Origin of the sequence: Vibrio kanaloae (assembly GCF_024347535.1) — a bacterium.
GTDB classification, from domain to species: Bacteria; Pseudomonadota; Gammaproteobacteria; order Enterobacterales; family Vibrionaceae; genus Vibrio; species Vibrio kanaloae.
In genome coordinates this window covers 694,735-711,995 of record NZ_AP025497.1, presented here as the reverse complement: position 1 = coordinate 711,995, position 17,261 = coordinate 694,735, and the positions used below count along the sequence as shown (strand labels likewise).

Annotated in this window: 21 protein-coding genes; 13 read left to right on the top strand and 8 right to left on the bottom strand. The window is 39.7% G+C overall.

Annotated features, from left to right (window positions below):
• From OCV24_RS03435 to OCV24_RS03410, 6 genes are all read right to left on the bottom strand, one after another.
• Complete coding sequence (locus OCV24_RS03435) at positions 1-1,680, bottom strand: site-specific DNA-methyltransferase (RefSeq protein ID WP_102351153.1); 1,680 nt, start codon at positions 1,678-1,680, stop codon at positions 1-3.
• Positions 1,670-3,376 carry a site-specific DNA-methyltransferase gene (locus OCV24_RS03430; protein ID WP_198591028.1) on the bottom strand — a complete coding sequence of 569 codons (1,707 nt, stop codon included), beginning with the start codon at positions 3,374-3,376 and terminating at the stop codon, positions 1,670-1,672. The genes OCV24_RS03435 and OCV24_RS03430 overlap by 11 nt, the downstream gene beginning before the upstream one ends.
• Positions 3,363-6,215: an SNF2-related protein gene (locus OCV24_RS03425; protein ID WP_102351151.1), complete on the bottom strand. Its 2,853-nt coding sequence runs from the start codon at positions 6,213-6,215 to the stop codon at positions 3,363-3,365. The genes OCV24_RS03430 and OCV24_RS03425 overlap by 14 nt, the downstream gene beginning before the upstream one ends.
• On the bottom strand, positions 6,215-6,400 hold the full coding sequence (locus OCV24_RS03420) for a ribbon-helix-helix domain-containing protein (RefSeq protein ID WP_102351150.1): 186 nt from the start codon (positions 6,398-6,400) through the stop codon (positions 6,215-6,217). The genes OCV24_RS03425 and OCV24_RS03420 overlap by 1 nt, the downstream gene beginning before the upstream one ends.
• 111 nt (positions 6,401-6,511) lie before the next feature.
• A complete protein-coding gene (locus tag OCV24_RS03415; protein WP_102351149.1) occupies positions 6,512-6,733 on the bottom strand; it encodes an AlpA family transcriptional regulator in 222 nt (73 codons plus the stop codon).
• Between the two features lie 112 nt (positions 6,734-6,845).
• Positions 6,846-7,283: an RNase H family protein gene (locus OCV24_RS03410; RefSeq protein WP_102351148.1), complete on the bottom strand. Its 438-nt coding sequence runs from the start codon at positions 7,281-7,283 to the stop codon at positions 6,846-6,848.
• A 223-nt stretch (positions 7,284-7,506) separates the two neighbouring features.
• Between OCV24_RS03410 and radC the strand changes: the two genes are divergently transcribed.
• From radC to OCV24_RS03380, 6 genes are all read left to right on the top strand, one after another.
• The gene (gene radC / locus OCV24_RS03405) at positions 7,507-7,983 is read left to right on the top strand and encodes a RadC family protein (protein ID WP_102351147.1); all 477 of its coding nucleotides are present in this window, start codon (positions 7,507-7,509) and stop codon (positions 7,981-7,983) included.
• The gene (locus OCV24_RS03400; RefSeq protein WP_102351146.1) at positions 7,980-8,405 is read left to right on the top strand and encodes a DUF2787 family protein; all 426 of its coding nucleotides are present in this window, start codon (positions 7,980-7,982) and stop codon (positions 8,403-8,405) included. Before radC ends, OCV24_RS03400 begins: the two co-directional genes overlap by 4 nt.
• Before the next feature lie 26 nt (positions 8,406-8,431).
• Positions 8,432-8,860 (top strand): DUF2787 family protein, encoded by a 429-nt coding sequence (locus tag OCV24_RS03395; protein WP_102351145.1) that lies wholly within the window; start codon positions 8,432-8,434, stop codon positions 8,858-8,860.
• A 227-nt stretch (positions 8,861-9,087) separates the two neighbouring features.
• Positions 9,088-9,918, top strand: a complete 831-nt coding sequence (locus OCV24_RS03390) for a hypothetical protein (RefSeq protein ID WP_102351144.1) — start codon at positions 9,088-9,090, stop codon at positions 9,916-9,918.
• A 366-nt stretch (positions 9,919-10,284) separates the two neighbouring features.
• Positions 10,285-10,845 (top strand): tyrosine-type recombinase/integrase, encoded by a 561-nt coding sequence (locus OCV24_RS03385; protein ID WP_102351143.1) that lies wholly within the window; start codon positions 10,285-10,287, stop codon positions 10,843-10,845.
• 98 nt (positions 10,846-10,943) lie between these two features.
• Positions 10,944-11,444, top strand: a complete 501-nt coding sequence (locus tag OCV24_RS03380; RefSeq protein WP_102351142.1) for a lecithin retinol acyltransferase family protein — start codon at positions 10,944-10,946, stop codon at positions 11,442-11,444.
• A gap of 233 nt (positions 11,445-11,677) precedes the next feature.
• Here OCV24_RS03380 and OCV24_RS03375 read toward each other — a convergent pair whose 3' ends face one another.
• Positions 11,678-12,364 carry a YagK/YfjJ domain-containing protein gene (locus OCV24_RS03375; RefSeq protein ID WP_102351141.1) on the bottom strand — a complete coding sequence of 229 codons (687 nt, stop codon included), beginning with the start codon at positions 12,362-12,364 and terminating at the stop codon, positions 11,678-11,680.
• A 517-nt stretch (positions 12,365-12,881) separates the two neighbouring features.
• On the opposite strand from OCV24_RS03375, the gene OCV24_RS03370 reads away from it, so the two are divergent.
• Positions 12,882-13,988, top strand: coding sequence for a hypothetical protein (locus OCV24_RS03370; RefSeq protein WP_150878307.1), 1,107 nt, complete (start codon positions 12,882-12,884; stop codon positions 13,986-13,988).
• A gap of 260 nt (positions 13,989-14,248) precedes the next feature.
• Here OCV24_RS03370 and OCV24_RS03365 read toward each other — a convergent pair whose 3' ends face one another.
• Entirely contained in the window at positions 14,249-14,512 is a 264-nt protein-coding gene (locus OCV24_RS03365; RefSeq protein ID WP_244291728.1) for a M48 metallopeptidase family protein, read from the bottom strand.
• Positions 14,513-14,978: 466 nt separating this feature from the next.
• On the opposite strand from OCV24_RS03365, the gene OCV24_RS03360 reads away from it, so the two are divergent.
• From OCV24_RS03360 to OCV24_RS03335, 6 genes are read left to right on the top strand one after another with little or no spacing between them, the layout of a single operon-like run.
• Entirely contained in the window at positions 14,979-15,488 is a 510-nt protein-coding gene (locus OCV24_RS03360; RefSeq protein WP_150878309.1) for a hypothetical protein, read from the top strand.
• A complete protein-coding gene (locus OCV24_RS03355) occupies positions 15,478-15,810 on the top strand; it encodes a hypothetical protein (protein WP_054542203.1) in 333 nt (110 codons plus the stop codon). The genes OCV24_RS03360 and OCV24_RS03355 overlap by 11 nt, the downstream gene beginning before the upstream one ends.
• Positions 15,800-16,501 carry a hypothetical protein gene (locus OCV24_RS03350; protein ID WP_150878311.1) on the top strand — a complete coding sequence of 234 codons (702 nt, stop codon included), beginning with the start codon at positions 15,800-15,802 and terminating at the stop codon, positions 16,499-16,501. Before OCV24_RS03355 ends, OCV24_RS03350 begins: the two co-directional genes overlap by 11 nt.
• A gap of 59 nt (positions 16,502-16,560) precedes the next feature.
• On the top strand, positions 16,561-16,842 hold the full coding sequence (locus OCV24_RS03345; protein WP_150878313.1) for a ParE family toxin-like protein: 282 nt from the start codon (positions 16,561-16,563) through the stop codon (positions 16,840-16,842).
• A 15-nt stretch (positions 16,843-16,857) separates the two neighbouring features.
• Positions 16,858-17,001: a hypothetical protein gene (locus tag OCV24_RS03340; RefSeq protein ID WP_017091462.1), complete on the top strand. Its 144-nt coding sequence runs from the start codon at positions 16,858-16,860 to the stop codon at positions 16,999-17,001.
• Between the two features lies 1 nt (position 17,002).
• Positions 17,003-17,140 carry a hypothetical protein gene (locus OCV24_RS03335; protein WP_167514260.1) on the top strand — a complete coding sequence of 46 codons (138 nt, stop codon included), beginning with the start codon at positions 17,003-17,005 and terminating at the stop codon, positions 17,138-17,140.
• The last annotated feature ends 121 nt before the right edge of the window (positions 17,141-17,261 follow it).

The window sequence follows — 17,261 nt, the reverse complement described above, 5'->3', positions numbered from 1 at the left end:
TTATTCTTCCTCTTCATCGTATTGTTCAACATTATCTTCAGCTAGTACATCAAGCGTGAAACTGTAATCGTCATTATCCCACTCACACTTGTTCAGAATCGATTGAGGGATTTTCTTTATGGTTAGGTTAGGGAACTCGGCACCTTCATTCATAAACGCTTTACAGCAAATCAAGAGAGTGCGTTCTTCACCAACTTCTTCACTAATACGCTTAAGCTGGTCGTAAGCTAGCGCACCAGTGGTAACGTAGATAAAATCTGTTTCGGTGCTATAACCTTGATTCCAGAACTGAGTATCATTTGGTGCATAAGTGAAACCCATGTGCTTACACATGGCCGCTGCAAGCATCTCAGCATTGTACTCTTTATTAATGACCCAGTTACCCCATTCATCTTTTTGGAGAAGAGACGGGGCTAAATACAAGCTGCGGAAGCCACCATAATGAGGCTCTAAACCTGCTTGTTTATTACCTTCAATTACAGCTTTAATTCTGGGTAGAATTACTGACTTGACAGTTTCATCTCTTAGTTCAATCAAAATAAATCTTCGATTTGTATTTTTTTCTTTATTTAGTTGTAATACCGCATGACCAGTGGTTCCGCTTCCAGCAAAAGAGTCAAGTATGATATCACCATCATCGGTAAATGCTTCAATCAAGTAGGATATAAGGTTAACTGGCTTTGGATAGGAGAACTTTATTCCTAGTTTAGACAACAGTAACCTCATTTGGTTAGTTGTACCAAACCCCCTCAAAACGGAGACAAAGTGACCTTTTTTCTGTTCACGTTTTTTAACAGCTTCAATAGCACCAGTTTTAGTTAGTTCAAAAACTGTCGACTGTTTTTTTGAATCAAGTACGGCATTGAAATTAGATTCAATAAAACTCTCAAGAATAGCACGGGAACTCCATCCTGTATTGGCCGTAACCTCAGCACACAACTTACCATCTTCTACAATCAAGTCATCACTATACTTTGGCCATTGCACATCATCTTTGCAGATGGTTCCTTTGTCGAAGTTACATGGAAAACCCTTGGGAATAACAACCGACTTAGGAGGGTTTTTAGGACCATTTTTAACTATCGTATTTCGTATTTCAGATTTAAATAATTTACTACTTTGTGAAATATTAGGGTCAAAAACACTTGGGTCATCAATTTTTCCTGTTTTTGAGTACACCAAGACATACTCATGATAATTAATTATTTTAGCTTGATTATCAGTGTTTCCCTCGTAATTCCAAACTAGATTGGCAATAAACTTATCTCGTCCAAACAGATCATCACAAAGCACTTTTAAATAATGAAGTTCATCATCATTAATACTAATTAAAAGAACGCCATTATCCTCGGAAAGAAGTTTCCAAATGATCTCAAGTCGGCTTTTCATCATTGAAAGCCACATAGAGTGTTCTAGACCATCATCGTAGCTCTCAAAAGCTGTACCAGTGTTATATGGTGGATCTATGTATACACATTTGATTTTATTGAGATACTCCCCCTCCAAAGCTTTCAAACCCAATAGGTTATCACCACTAATAACTAGGTTATCTTCTGTATTCATACCAGCTCTATCAGAAGTGTATGAAGTCGAAGCATCTTCTAAAAGCAAACGAGGCTCAAGTCTCGTTTTCTTCTCTTTACCAATCCAGGTTAGTTCTAATTTTTGTTTATTGGTCATCGTCTTCATCCAATTCGTATTCTTCAGGTTCAGCCAAAACGTCTAAAGTGAAACTGTAATCGTCATTATCCCATTCACACTTGTTCAGAATCGCTTGAGGGATCTTCTTAATGGTTAAGTTAGGGAAATCAGCACCTTCACTCATAAACGCTTTACAACAAATCAAAAGAGTACGTTCTTCACCAACTTCTTCACTAATACGCTTAAGTTGGTCATAAGCCAGCGCACCAGTAGTAACGTAGATGAAGTCTGTTTCGGTGCTGTAGCCTTGATTCCAGAACTGAGTATCATTTGGCGCATAAGTGAAGCCCATGTGCCTACACATGGCTGCTGCAAGCATCTCTGCATTATATTCTTTGTTGATAACCCAGTTTCCCCATTCATCTTTCTGGAGCAAGGAAGGTGCTAAGCGTAAGTAGCGGAAACCGCCACCACCTTGCCAGTTAACTGATTTAGAGATGCCATCGTTATCACTACCGTTAGCTACGCCCTTGAGTCGTGGCTGTACATGAGTAAACGCTTGATCACCAAGCTCAACGGTTATCCAACGTCGTCCAAGTTTATGAGCCACTGCAGCTGTAGTACCTGAACCTGCAAAAGAATCTAAAACAATGTCACCTTCCTCAGTACACAAGTCGAGTACGCGTTTGATGAGGAACTCGGGTTTTTTACCTTTAGGAAACTTAACACCTCCTTCTTTATGTAGGTTATTTGATAGTATATCTGTCCATAGGTTTGTTAAGGGCTCACCTGCAACTAGCTGACCATCGATTTCTTTTAGTTTATCTTTGTAAAAAAGAAAGCGCTCTCCATTTTTGAAGTACATATCCGAGTAGCCATCACGATTAAGCAAATGGACGACTTCGGGCTCTCTTTTGGAACAGTCAATAATATCTCGCACATTCTGCCCTACAGCTTTGTAATCAGGTCTAGCGGTACGAATCACTCTATTTGCATTCTCAAGAACAAAATCACTAAGCTTTGATTCATATGAAATTCCAAGAGATTTTTTAAGTTCTTTAGCCGGTTGTTTGTGATGCTCTGAAAAAGCAGAAGTAAGGGTCTGATATCTCCACTGGCTGTAATGTTCTTCTATGTTTGAAATAAACTGGGAGTATCTGTTGTCCCTTTCCCGTGCAGTAAATAGTCTGTTTGGCTTCCACTTTGATTTATTTTTTGCATATACAATCAAATAGTTCGTAGTCGTAACAAGGCCAGGGTTGATTGATTTATGCCCGGTTGCTGATCCTTGCTTAAAGGTAACTATATTAACTCGATTTCCACGGCCAAAGATCTCATCAAGAAGAACTATCAGGTAACCAAGTTCATTATCATCAATATGAACAAAGATTGTCCCATCCTCTCTCATGAGGTGCGATATCAACTCAAACCTGTCTCTCATCAAAGTTAGCCACTGGGAATGCTCTACACCATCATCGTAATTGTCAAAAGCTTCTCCAGTATTAAATGGAGGATCAACATAAACACACTTCACTTTGCCAGCATAGTCCTGTTCAAGCGCTTTGAGTGCTAGTAAATTATCCCCATGAATAAGAAGATTGTTATTGAAGGATCCTTCTTTATTTTCGTTTTGATACGACAGTTCACTATCTTCCAAAAGAATACGAGGCTCTAAGCGAGGGCGCTTCTCTTTACCAATCCAAGTTAGTTCTAGTTTTTGTTTACTCTGATTCATAATGCTCTCTACTATTCAGTAAATTCCAGGTCGCTTCAAATAGCACTTCAATTTTAGTGTCAGTCGCAAGCCTAGCTTCTATTTTCTCAAGTAAATTATCTTCCTCTTGCTCAATTAGTTTTTTCTCTTCATGGTAACTAAGCATTACTTGATCACGCTCTCTTTCGAGTGACTTCAACTCTCGTTTAGCCGTCATTTTTTCTTGAAGAGTCCCTAATTGTCGCGATATTTTCCTTGCTTGTTTTATCTCTTGGTCTAACTGCTTAATACGAATATCTAAAGCTATTCTCTTGTCTTCGGACCAACGCTCAAGTTTAGCAACTTCTTCATTATAATAACGTTCGTTATCACGCTCGACTTCATCACGAAATGACTGAAGCTGACTCATTTCATTACTTTCTAACGATGAACAATCAATAGCTGCGCGTTCTAACTCACCTTCCTTAAGCGGCAACCTTAAGAGTCGTTCAACGGTCTCTGGGTGAACAGGCTCATCAGCATCTGTATGAGCAAGAAGTAATATTTTTTCTCGAACTTCTTCACTTGAGCCTATACTAACTTTTACAGCTTTTAGAATACCTTTTTGACCAATAAGTTTCTTTACATCTACCCACTGACCTTCTTCTGGCTGATAGGAAAACGCTAAATGAATCGGGGTCAATTTCTGTTGCTTCAAATTTTGAACAAGTGAAGCTCCTAAGCCTTCTGTTAGGCGAAAAAACTGTTGATCGCTATTCTCGGCGTTTTGCCAATTTAGGTGATATCTCGTCCCCTGCCAACTAAAGCCATCGTCATATGCTGTAAACTTACCACCAGCTTGTGGCAGCGTCATGTTAGCCAAAAGTAGCAACTGTTGTTGGTAACTAGATAGTTGATTGACGACTTTACTTCTACGTGTATTCAAACGTCCGATAACATCTGCATCAAAGTGTTCAAACAAAGACTTTCTTGTTTCTTTGACTTTGACTTCTAACTGAGCTTTTAACTCTACCTGTAGGTCGTTAAATTCTGACTCTATTTGCTCATCACTGCGGCAGTGTTGATAAATATCATGAATTCGTCGTTCAATATCCACACCTGACTCAATAGAGCCTAGAATCTCATCTGAGGCTCCAAAAACACCTTCAAACAATTGAAATTTTTGACTTAATAATTCAAACACCCGCTCATCGGCACGGTTACCTTTATTGATAAAGTTAACCACTACCACATCGTGTTTTTGTCCATATCGATGCACTCGTCCAATCCGTTGCTCTACTCGTTGCGGATTCCAAGGTAGATCGTAGTTAACCAAAAGAGAGCAAAATTGTAAGTTGATTCCTTCAGCTCCTGCTTCAGTACAGATCATCACAGTTGCATCATCTCTAAACTTATCTACCAAAGCCGCTTTCATATCCGCTGTCTTTGAACCAGATACACGGCTTGAACCTTGATGTTTCTCTAGCCAGTTTCGATAAATCGATTTGGAATTAGCATCGTTATTACTACCATTTAGTAAAACGACCTGCTCTTGGTAACCATTCCCTTCAAGCAAATTTGCAAGCCAAGTCTGTGTTCTAACTGACTCAGTAAAAATAACCGCTTTTCTTGCACCACCAAGTTCACTCGTTTTTTCAAATGCACGCCCCAACACTCGAAGCAAAGCCTCCGCTTTAGCATTACCACTGATACTGTTTGCTAAGCTTTTAAACTCTCTCAATAGATCAATTTCAGCTTCTAATGCTTCAGGTTCGATAAAGTAAGCATCATCGATAACGTCTTCATCTTGGTAATCATCTATGTTATCAATATCTTGGAGCGCTTCGATTAACGATTGCTTTTTCTCTAAACGGTCTATCATTGTTTCAAGAGTGCCTTGAATGGCATAGGAGGAAGACGCCAAAATCTTACGAATAACAAGTGTCACCAAGTGACGAGCACCAGGTTTGATTGATAGTAAATCTTCTCTTTGAAGATATTCCGAAACTTCACTATAAAGCCTTTCTTCGGCGGCCCCTGGACGATAATCTTCCGTCATGGAATAACGACGAGTGAAGCTTATTCCCCCTTCCTCTTGGACCTGCCGACGTAAGGTACGGTTACAAACACGACTCAATCGACTTTTCAGAAAAGCCAGTTCAATCTCGTCAAGATTTTGTCGACCATAACGGGCTTTAAATGAAGGGAGATCACCAAAGAAGTGTGGGTCTATAACAGAAACTAAACCATAAAGTTCTAAGATGCTGTTTTGCAAAGGCGTAGCTGATAATAAAACCTTTTTTCGTCCATGAAGTGCCGTTTCAAGTTTTTTTGCGGTTATAGCACCGTTATTTTTATAAATATTTCTGAGCTTATGGGCCTCATCTAATACAACTAGGTCCCATGGCACTCGTGAGACTTCAGACTCTTTACGAGCTGCAAATTCATAGGAGCAAATGCAGATAGCAGGTTTACCTAAACAGGCTTCTAAATCGAATGGATTGGCATGGCCTTGCTTTAAGCTTTGATTAAAGATCTTCGCTTCGATAATAACGGAGGGTAGTGAAAATTTTTCCTCCAGTTCCTGGCTCCATTGTTTACGAAGTGTCGCAGGAACAACAAGTAGAAGCTTACGGCGATGCTCCGCCCACTTTTGAGCTAAGACAAGACTTGCCTCGATAGTTTTACCAAGACCAACTTCATCCGCCAGAATAACACCACTAGATAACGGGGATGCTAGGGCAAACAGCGCAGCTTCAACCTGATGCGGGTTCATATCAACCTTAGCGCTAGCTATCGTCTGGGTCATTGAATCTTCAGCTTTGCCAGCTAGTGTTAGTGAGTGGGCCAACCACGCTTGTTGATGGAGGGAGTAATTCATTAACTCACATCCCCATCGGTTCTGTTTGATTTAGAGAGAGGTTGAAAGTCATTATTATTTGTCAAAAATTCACCGACTGCTTGTCGAATAACCCAAGAAATTGAAAGTCCGTTTTTTTCAGCAATCTGCTGTAGTGCTTGGTGTTGCTCTTGTGGCAATGAAACTGTTGTTCTGACTGATTTCATTTGTTTCGTTCTCTGTTCATCAAAATGGTGCAGTGTGCATCAGTATACATCACACTGCATCACCACTCTATGGTATACGGCATAAATGGGAGCATTTCTCCCGTCTATGCCCTATACCGATGTCATATCACGCTGTTCGATTTTACCTAAGATCCAATCTTCTATTTCGCTTTCTAGCCAAGCCACTGCCCTATCACCAAGACTTATTGAGGTTGGAAATTCCCCCACATCCATCTTCCTATAAATCGCTGAGCGGCTTAGTGCTGTTTTTTGCATTACTTCTTTTAGTTTTAGAAATCTCATGGGGCATCCTCCTATGTCATTGGTTCCCATGTGATTACCTGGCACGTAGAAAAATACCGTTTTACACCCTGCGGTGTTCAATACCAAATCCGGTGACGACAAAAAACACCTGCTGGCTATGCCAGCAAGTGATTTATTCTTATTACAATTGACGATTCACCGCTGCAAGAGCGTATCTATAAGCGGCATCTTTTCCTGCGGAACAAGCCGCGACTTTTCTCACCTCAACTTGTTTATCTGCACTTCGTTTATCCACTAGCTCCCAAAGGTCTTGATGAGCTATCGGTTTTTTATTTGCTTTACGCCAATTTCGACGTTTCCAACCATCAAGCCATTCATTAAAACCATCAACGCAATAGTCACTGCTTGAATAAATAATATCGCCGTCACAAGCACGCTCCAGCCCAAAAGCAAGTGCTGATAAGTCTGCGTAATTACGGTCTATGATGCTATCAAGGAGCAGCCAGTCTTCATCCGCTATTCTTTCATAGTCATCGAATACAACCAGCCCTACCCCAGCAGAGAGTCGTCCTCTTCGCTTCTCTGCGGTGGCTGCTTCTACATAAATTTCTTTTTTCATTTTTATACTCTCCAGAGACTAAAAAGCCGATACATCCTTTGCACCAGCTGATTGTGTTGATTGTTCATTCGTCGCTTTATTGCGATTGCTACATAACAACGGCAAGAGAGTTATTTTTTACCTGTCTCTGGAAATACCCCCCCCCCTTCACACCCCGATTCAAAATGCTCTCAGATATATTTCATCAGTACGCATAACCAAACAGATAATCCAAGGAGCTCTTATGCGTAACGCCAACAACCAACACGATTACCCATTCAAAACTTCAGAGTTAAATGAACTGCTAGAACGTGCAGCCGAAGCACTGGCTGCGAAATACAAGCGAGAAGGCACGTTCACTAATCCAACCAATGTTAAGGAATATTTAAAGATCAAGTTAGGGGCTCATGACCGCGAAGTGTTCGCCGTGATGTTTCTTGATAATCAACATCAATTGATCAGTTTTGAAGAGTTGTTCTTTGGCACTATCGATGCTGCCTCTATTTACCCACGCGAGGTACTCAAATCAGCACTAAACCACAACGCTGCTGCGGTGGTTTTTGCTCATAACCATCCTTCAGGTATCGCTGAGCCCTCTCAAGCAGATAGACGCATTACACAACGCTTAGTAGATGCTCTCAAGCTGGTGGATATCCGAGTGTTGGACCACATCGTTGTGGGTGAGGATTGTGTGTCATTTGCAGAAAAGGGGTGGATATGAATAAGTTTTCTATCTCTGGGGTAAATGATGGACTCGTTAGTCCCATGCATTCTTTTCTTGAAGCACTCATGTCTGACAACACCATCCCAAAGACAGTCGAGCGGGTAGCGTTAAACATACGGTCTAAAGATATCAATAGTCGCTTTCAACCAATCGAAATTCAATTGGAGCGAACATCAAGCAAAACACCTTGGCAACTTCGCTTTATTGCCACCTTTGATGTGATGGTTGCTGGTCAGACACAAAAAGAGCTATCGCTGTATTTCAACTTCGCAGGGTGTTGGTTCTACCACCCAGAGATTAAGCAGTGCAGCTTACAACGACCAGAAGTTCAAACCTTACTTGCTAGCTGGCTTAAAGCCATCACTCACACTCTCATCACGCAACCTGCTATCTCAATCAACATCACATCCGTTCGTTAATCCTAACTTATTTCAAAGAGGTTCCTATGAATCAAGCAGCCAATCTGGCTATGTTCGCGTGCAAGCGAGCTAAGCCTTCACATCAACTGAAAGACCTAATCAAACGCTCTATTGATGATGTTAATTACCGAGGAAAAATGACCATCTGTTTTCAAGACTCAAGCTACCACCCGAAAGACGGCGGCTTTCACCCTGTCTCTATTACGGTGGATGTCAAAGATAGCCATATCGCTCTTATTGAAATCACTGACCTTTTTTATGTGGGAACCGGTACACCAGAGCTCGTTCCTGACTTGGCTTTTGATTTTGCTAACAACGTCGCTTTCGCTCGTTTCAGCGGATGGCTTGGTATGTACCTGCAAGAAACAACCGAGCTATATGAGATGTGGGAATGTAACTTTCTAGCTTATGTAGAAATGGGGGCTTATGACTCGATAAAAGTAACCGAAGATTGAGTTGAACTTTGCAACCATACAGAAAGTGCATTCTTTATCAAAAAAATCAATGTGATGCATAGAAAACTCCACACATAAATAGGTATAGTGCCGCCTATATAAGTATTTCCGTTCAACATGACGGGGAAGTCATCACCAACGTGGCTACGACTACTTTTGTTGGTGATGCCGCTTCGCTTATAAAAAGGCTTAACTTAACAATTGATTAATGACCCTAAGGATAAACAATGTCAGTAAAAAAACAGTTTCTGTTAAGTGTAACGGCTGTCGTCGCTACCGTTTCACTTTCAGGTTGTGAGGGTGATATAGAATCACTCCAAAACCAACCGTTTAGCTACATCAATGTAGATAACGAAGTTATCCAATATGAACGCTCATTCACTATTGAGCAGGCTTTCAATAATCGTCAGATATGTGAAGAAATTAACTGGGAAACTTTCGAAGATAGTCGTGAAAGAATCATCGTACAATACCAATGTGACTTTAAACAATTAACCAATGCAGTTAATACTCAGGTTGAAGATGAAAGGTCTGAGAAAATCGAAATACTAACTCAAGAATACAAAAAGTTAGTTAAAGATATGGAGCTAAAACATTCTCTAGAACAACGTTTAGAAGAAACAGCCAAGATCGAAAGCCTACTCAAAAAGCTTGAAGCTGAAAGGCCCATCAAAGATCGCCTTGTATGGCTGGAGCATTCCGAACGAAAGATGAAAAAAGAGTTCCCTCAAGGGTTGGACCCGAGAATCGACGAGATCAACAATAAATATGCCGATATCATCTCTCCAGTTAAAATCAGCGAAATTTATCAATGGTCTACCACACCAGATGAAACCTATATATTTTCTTACAATGGCTTTAGCACAGAGATGTCGGACGGTACTCATGTTGACTGCCAAATAGACCTCTTTGACTCTCTAAAAAGTATCTACAAAGATAATAATGCAATAAGTTATATGCCATTAACCAAAACGATACTGCATTGGACTCAAGGCATTAATGGCTTGAGTAATAGCGACATTATCCACTTACGTGATTTAAAGTGTAAGCGCACATAAAATGTTCTTCAGCCTTGGGTAGTTCTCAGGGCTTTTTATTACAACAAAATTACCTTTCATCCAAAACATAATGCTCTAAATCACTGATCCTTTCTCACCTGCGTACGTCTAATCTAACCTCATTCTTTACGGCTTACATCAACCACTATTCTGCAAAAGTTTAAACCTGTCATGTAACACTCCGTAAACCATTGCATTTCCAGTGACTAAGGATTCAACACAACCACCGGCACAGAGCTAAAACGAGGCTGCTTCCCATATTGTTAAAACGGGAAGCTTCCATCCCTTGCTGTATAAGGGTTCTTTAATATCATCGGCTCTGTGCTTCCCAAAACACCCTTCTACAGACAAAAAAGGAAGCAGATTATGGCTGAAGTCCAAGCAGTCAAAGACGATGACACCATACGCCTAGTTGGTCATCTGTTGAGTATTCGTTGTCATCCACAAATGGCCGATGTGTGGCATATCGGATTAAACCTAGCACTGAGGATTTCTGATTTGTTGTCGATTCGCTTTGAAGACATTAATAGCGACCGACTTATTATTCGCGAAAGTAAAACTGGCAAGCTGGCCAATATTCAGCTCAATACCAAAGCACAGCAGTACATTGCTAGATTAAGAGAGCAACATCCCGACCACATCTACTGGTTTCAATCTCACCGATGCCAACAGTTGAAAAACAAACCGCCCCAGCCAATCTCACGACGCGCCGTATCAATGGCGTTTCAGCAAGTAGGCCGAGAACTGAATATCACTTTAGGTACTCACTCGATGAGAAAGACCCGAGGTTACTTTCTCTATCAATCCACAAAAGATATAGGACGTGTCATGAAGATGCTTCGTCACACATCTGAGGGCGTCACACTTCGCTATATAGGAATCACTCAAGATGAAGTCGATAAGGACTTCGTTTCTCTTGAGCTTTAAGCATGATCATTTACTCAGGGGGCGGGACCGCTAATCCCTTATAAACATTAAGCTCAGAGCCCTTTTGAGTTTCACCACCACATTGGAGAACAAATAACATGAACCCATATAACGCAATAGGGAGCTTTGTTGTAGGCAGCTTATCGAAAAGCTTAATCCAAAATTTATTCTGGAAAACCGACGGTCCAGTTCGAGGGAGCATTGTGTATTGCGATCTCGCGTTTGGATATGCTGAGCATTCAGGTGTCTACGTGGGAAATGGACGTATCATCCATCGTAATGGCCAAGGCCTTATCGAATCTGCATCAATTCGTCAGTTTCTGGCGGATACCACAGCCCTTTCGATTTATGTAAGCTGCAATACCCAAGGTAGAGCCATTGGCAATGAGTCTACTGCTCAAATAGCAGGAGCTATGCTTGGTGTACAAACAGACTATTCCCTGTTAAATGAAAACTGTCATCAGTTCTGTAGCCACTGCCTAAGTGGTGACATCTTCTCAAATACGTTTACATTAACTCAGCTTAAACGTGACGCTCATGCGCACATTCAAGCCAGTCAGTGGCGAGTATGGGATTTAAGGCATCGTCACAAAGGATAAGCAGGTCATCTTGCTCAACCATCCAGGTCTGATTACTGAGCTCCATTATCATTGCTCTTTCATCACAGAAAAGGCTAGTTCTCGCTAGCCTCACTACATATCTACTCAAACCAACTAATGTTAAATGAGCTCTATTAATCGAGTCTTCATCCACTCAGTGACATCAGATTCAAACCACACTGTAGCTCTACCTTCAAAACTACATCGCTGGCACGCGATAAGAGCTTAAGGTCTTAACTCCTCTTGATCCTGCTACATCCAAATGAACGTATCCCTTCTCCAAAGTTTTTTGTTGCTCTTTTAGCTAAATAATATATTCGGGAAAGTAGATTGTCATAGTTACTCTTGGTGTCAGGCCTATTTTGTACGACTCTGAAGTAATTATTCTTCGGGGGAAACTGAACTAAGCCTTTCATATCACAGTATGAAATTCCTAAAGCATCAGACCATGCTTCTTGAACTAATATCGCTAAGCTTTTTTTTGGCTCAAGGCTGGTAGAGTAGTGACCCAAAGTTCGGAAGTTTTCATAACTCAGTAGAATAAACATATGATAGTGGTCATTATTACTACTATTCCTTTCTCTACACCATATATTGAAAACCTTATTTCCCTTCTTCATATGATAAACCCTAGCCTTTCTCTTTTTTCTCTCTTCTAAAGTAAGATCAACTTTCCTCTGAAATATCCTTATAAATTTTGATATATATGATACACCCCTATCCTGCTTAAAATCTTGAGGAAACCGTAAGATAAGACTAAAAGAAAGAACTCTGTTATGTTCACTTGTAACATAATCAAGAAGTTCTTTCGACTTTATCAGATAGGGTTCATAGTATTCTCTTTTTTTATTCAACTCTATATCGTAAAAGTACACCCCTTGATAAACCTTCGGTTCCCTTACCCTTTTCTTTCTATTCATTCTTATACCTATTCGATTAACTATCTCATAGGTTAGTTATCTCAGTAATAATTAATTGGTTATTAATACTAGTTAAGAATGCAAACATATATAAATATATACCGACAGTTTAAGAGCTACGATAAACAGCATCAGGCTAGAGGCTTCAGGGCCTTATCAAGCCATAAACGCTTCTGAAGCTCTGTCCAATTATTTCCACCTAAAGACCAAGACAGTGTCACTATTAGAGGGGGGAATTAATAACATATAACTATCAATTTCTAGGTTGCTTAAAAAATACTTTAAAAGTAAAATTAAACAGGCTAGGATAATGTCAACTTATCTTAGTTGATTTTTCTTAGCTCAACTCTACAACATAAGTGTTCAAGCTCTACCCAGGTCACGAAACCAACTCAAAAACCACCAAAAACCAACAAAAAACCAACAAAAAACCAACCATATAGCACAAAAAAACCCTCCGATATATGATATCTTTCTTACAACATACCAACAAAAAACTTCACTGAGAGTAAAAATAATGATGCATAATCGCTATCGAGAACTAATAAAAAACTCGACAATAGAAGATCTAAAGAAATATATAATAATTATCGAAAATAAAAATAATCAACAAACAAAAAACTTAAATAACCACAGTAAAACTCAACTAGAGTTCTTATTAAAAGAATACATTAGTGAAACATTAAATATAGATAGAGAGATTTTGGATTCTGGTAATTTAAATGAAGAAGAAGTAGAAACATTAGGGGAATTTATTGATGCGATTTTTTCCTTATCGAGAAATATAAGAAATGATCTTGATGATTATATTGGTTGGTTAGATCAACAACCAAGAGCTATTTACTTTTTCCTTGTAATGATTCGTGCACTAGTAAAAGACGGCTCTGATAATCTTCGTTATCCTGTAACTAGGCTTTCTTTTGAATTAGATCAAGGATCTTTAAATACCGATATAGATTTAGATATAGATTTAGATATAGATATAGATATAGATATAGATATAGATATAGATATAGATATAAAGGGTTACAGAAATTTTAGAAATCTAACTAATAATCTCAAACCATTAATGAAAATATGTCCAAATAAAAGCCTCTCCGCTTACAGCAATATAGTCAATACTCTAGAGTTTATAATTATATCAACATCTTCGAAAGAGCGTAGAAAAATCTACCAAATACTTGATGATTTAGAGCAACTTCATACTACAGTCTTTAATAAAATAAATACGCATAAAAATGTCTTTCAAACAGATAATAGCGATTTAATTAGCTGGTATTACCGTAGCTTAACCAAAGAGTTCCCGGCGCTCGGTCTCTCTGTAACAGAGAGCACCGATAAGCAAAAGCAAACCATTTTGTGTATCTTTGATGTGCTTTGCGCTACCACAAAGCCAAACCAGTTTACAAAACTGGAAGCAAAACTAACTGAAAGGTTTGGTAGAAAGGAAAGAGAGCTCAATAAAAGCAAAGATACTAAAACCAGCAAAGAAGAAAAAACGCTAACATTTAGTGAAGCTGACTGGGCCAAACTTAGCAAAATTGCAGGTAGTCAGTCTAAAAGCCAGATCAAGGCGAAGCTAAAGGAGTTGATCGATAACGAGCTACTGAGCATTGAGCTTTAACCTGCAGATACTCTCGACGATATACTTTAAGCAATATAGATTAAAATGGCCAAAGATCGTCTTATCATAACAGATTTAGGAACCACAGTAGTAACCACTTTAAAAATCAAACTAACAATTTAACTTTAAAATCAGAATCTTAAACTACAAGTTCAACTTACGCCAGCCCACCAAACGTTTGGAAAGGGCCAACTCGAAAGAGTTGGCCCTTTTTTTATGTCTCATTTGAGGATGTCTTTTTACATTAGTGAACGTACGCACTATATGATTAGATTTTGTGCATTTCCTCTAAGACACTCTTTATGCTCTTTATAGTTGGGCATGACTCGTTCAACTTCTTTCCAGAACTGTGGCGAATGGTCATGGTGGATTAGATGACAAAGCTCATGCACCACTACGTAATCAACGACCCTGTTGGGAGCCATGACAATCACCCAGTTAAATTCTAAATCACCGTAAGGGGTACAACTGCCCCATCTACTCTTAAACTCTTTAGTACGAACAACTCCCGTTTCAACGCCCACCAGCGATTCGTAACGCCTTACCTTCTCTCGAATCTTCTTATCAGCATGGCTGCTTATACCAATTCGTTAAAGCTCGGCGAATATAGTGCGTTTGTGTGGATGGGTCGGGAACGGTGACCGTAATACGTCCATTAAGTAGTTTTGTAGGCTTTAAGCACTTTTAAGCGATAATTCCGCCCTAAGCATGGCAATGACTCACCTGACACATACTCTCGCATTGTCGCAGCGCTGGTGGGGCAATGAAAGAGTGCAAACACAACAAATCATCGATGCAATCCATGATTTGCATAACATTTCATATTAATATCTATTTTTTATGCAATTAAATACCAGAGATGTATGTAAAATATCTATTACATAAACAAATCATGAGCAGAGCACTATCAACAACGATACCCCGAAGCCCAAGTTGGCTACGCCCTCTTTAAAACACTATTTACAGCAGGCTGATTGGACATTAAGTCGCTTGCTAGGATTTATTTTAAAAGCGTTAATTTACATTTTCCTCGTCAGTCTGAGTATTGCAGTCATCAGTTTTGAATTACTCAATATTTTTGAATATCAAGATGGGTTATCTGATGTATCAACCATCGAGATTATCTTTTTTATCTCATTTCTTGTGTTGCTAAAACGCTATTGGGTATATACAAAACAAACCTCACTTCGCTGGTGGCATATCATTAGCACCCCGTTTTTATGGCACGGGAAATTCATTACGGCTGCGCTACTTTGTGCCAGTACGATTGTTTTTATTGACCTATTCGAAGGTACCGAGCACTTTAAAAACCTGTTATTGCTAGAGCAAAGTTACGACCAAATCTTTTCTTTCAGCATTATATTACTGTGCTTGTATATTGCAGTTCCAAGCAAGGATCTGATTCTAAACCTAGACTCAGACACCCCATTAGAAACCCCAAATAACGACAACGATACTAAACAAGCACAAACGGACGCTGAGGTAACAAATGCTCAATAAAAAACACGCCATGCTTGCTATTGCACTAGCGATCTTACCAATGGTTTCCAATGCTAAAAAACTCTCTCTGGTCGATAGCTGTGTTGAACTTATCAATATTTATGACTCCAAAAGTTCGAAACGATTGTTAGCGGCACAAACCACATCGCTATCAGAAAGTTTACGTGCAGGATACTGCTTGGGAGTGATTGACCAATATGAAAAGTCCGAATATGGCTGCCGTTCAGATTGGTATGAGCGAGCACAGTTTATTGCACGCGAGTCATTAAAAGATAAGCCGTTGCCAGAGCGAAAACTATTGGAGCTATCGTGTGAAATCTAACGATAGCTACACCTCAACCGATAGCTACATCTCAACGCCTGATGCAATTAAGAAGCTATTCAACATAAAGTTAGCCGAACATAAATCATTCAAAGATTTGGTGTACCCACTAGTAAGAAGCAAAGGTTTCTTTGAGGTTAAAAAAGAGCCTATGGCGCTGGGCTCAACAAAGAACAACTTGCTCATTGCAAGTAATAGCCTAACCAAACTCCATAATGCCGTTTTGCTACAAGGGTTCTTTGCTGATAGTAAACGAGTCAAAGAGATCTTTTCTCATTCTAAAAAACGCATAGAAGCGGCGGACTTTTTAGAAACAGTCGTCATGGGTAGACAATCTATTCTCGCGGTTGGCATTCAAACGACTGCGCTGTCAGAGCTGATCGTAAAATTAAAATCAGAACACATCGACCTGAGTAAGGAAAAATTACCAAACCCTTTTCAAGAGTTACCGCAACTTTCTCTCAATGGCGTAACCAGTGTAATGCAGGCTCTATTGGCTCAAAGCGCCTTGCTGACACAAGGTGAATCAATGGTCATGCACTTTTTCAATCAGGATATAGAAAAAGCCTACCTTACAGCATGCTCTCTAGGAAATACAACTCCCACGCTGGCTCAATACCAAACCCTTATCAAACAGAAATATCTCGAAGCCGTCGAGTTCGATGACCTATTAAATAATTTATTAAATTAGCTGTTGCGAGTGCAGTGCACTCAATCATTCTTGTTATCAGTTCATCAGGGAGAGCAAGAATGACTTCAACTAAACAGCTTATTGATACATTCCAATCTCAACTTCCTTCATGCTATACAGAGCGAGCTTTCAGTATTGAAGCCCAACTCCGAGCTGGAGCTTTATACCCAAACTTAGGGGGGAAGAAGATCCGCTCTTGTCCGACCTATATTAGGTTTAAATTGGGTAGAGGGTTCCGGTTTGTTTGGCGTGTTGCTCCTGATGGGCTTTACCCTAAAGCAATCACAACTAGGCAAGGATTTGAGCGAATCATTAAACAAATCCGCAAGGCTAGTTATTAAACAAGGAAATTGATTATGGCTAAGAAAATTACACCAGCAGACAATGCAGCAAACATCCCGAATTCTAACAAGGGAACAAGTGGCACTAACCGTCAGCATGACCAGAATCAAGGTAACCGTGGCAAACAAATAAACCCGAACCAACAAGGGAAGAAATAGTATGCCGGACTCAAGTGACATGTCTCAAGATGAGCTAGACGTTTGGTCAGACATTAACAACCCAAACAACGATGCTGATATGGATGATTGGTCTGATACACATAACCCAAATAATGATAATTATTTAGGTTATGACTAAGTAATAAGCGGCTCTCTAAGGAGCCGCTTTTTTACTTGTTCACAAGGCATTAATGGTTAGCCGTTTAGGCTCTTAATAAAAAACCACACATCCCAATACTGAAATGTGTGGCTGTTTAAAA

Bases quoted from the DNA above. Each gene is read 5' to 3' on its own strand.
- OCV24_RS03435 (WP_102351153.1), bottom strand. From the start codon at position 1,680: ATGACCAATAAACAAAAATTAGAACTAACCTGGATTGGTAAAGAGAAG.
- OCV24_RS03430 (WP_198591028.1), bottom strand. From the start codon at position 3,376: ATGAATCAGAGTAAACAAAAACTAGAACTAACTTGGATTGGTAAAGAG.
- OCV24_RS03425 (WP_102351151.1), bottom strand. From the start codon at position 6,215: ATGAATTACTCCCTCCATCAACAAGCGTGGTTGGCCCACTCACTAACA.
- OCV24_RS03420 (WP_102351150.1), bottom strand. From the start codon at position 6,400: ATGAAATCAGTCAGAACAACAGTTTCATTGCCACAAGAGCAACACCAA.
- OCV24_RS03415 (WP_102351149.1), bottom strand. From the start codon at position 6,733: ATGGGAACCAATGACATAGGAGGATGCCCCATGAGATTTCTAAAACTA.
- OCV24_RS03410 (WP_102351148.1), bottom strand. From the start codon at position 7,283: ATGAAAAAAGAAATTTATGTAGAAGCAGCCACCGCAGAGAAGCGAAGA.
- radC (WP_102351147.1), top strand. From the start codon at position 7,507: ATGCGTAACGCCAACAACCAACACGATTACCCATTCAAAACTTCAGAG.
- OCV24_RS03400 (WP_102351146.1), top strand. From the start codon at position 7,980: ATGAATAAGTTTTCTATCTCTGGGGTAAATGATGGACTCGTTAGTCCC.
- OCV24_RS03395 (WP_102351145.1), top strand. From the start codon at position 8,432: ATGAATCAAGCAGCCAATCTGGCTATGTTCGCGTGCAAGCGAGCTAAG.
- OCV24_RS03390 (WP_102351144.1), top strand. From the start codon at position 9,088: ATGTCAGTAAAAAAACAGTTTCTGTTAAGTGTAACGGCTGTCGTCGCT.
- OCV24_RS03385 (WP_102351143.1), top strand. From the start codon at position 10,285: ATGGCTGAAGTCCAAGCAGTCAAAGACGATGACACCATACGCCTAGTT.
- OCV24_RS03380 (WP_102351142.1), top strand. From the start codon at position 10,944: ATGAACCCATATAACGCAATAGGGAGCTTTGTTGTAGGCAGCTTATCG.
- OCV24_RS03375 (WP_102351141.1), bottom strand. From the start codon at position 12,364: ATGAATAGAAAGAAAAGGGTAAGGGAACCGAAGGTTTATCAAGGGGTG.
- OCV24_RS03370 (WP_150878307.1), top strand. From the start codon at position 12,882: ATGATGCATAATCGCTATCGAGAACTAATAAAAAACTCGACAATAGAA.
- OCV24_RS03355 (WP_054542203.1), top strand. From the start codon at position 15,478: ATGCTCAATAAAAAACACGCCATGCTTGCTATTGCACTAGCGATCTTA.
- OCV24_RS03345 (WP_150878313.1), top strand. From the start codon at position 16,561: ATGACTTCAACTAAACAGCTTATTGATACATTCCAATCTCAACTTCCT.
- OCV24_RS03340 (WP_017091462.1), top strand. From the start codon at position 16,858: ATGGCTAAGAAAATTACACCAGCAGACAATGCAGCAAACATCCCGAAT.
- OCV24_RS03335 (WP_167514260.1), top strand. From the start codon at position 17,003: ATGCCGGACTCAAGTGACATGTCTCAAGATGAGCTAGACGTTTGGTCA.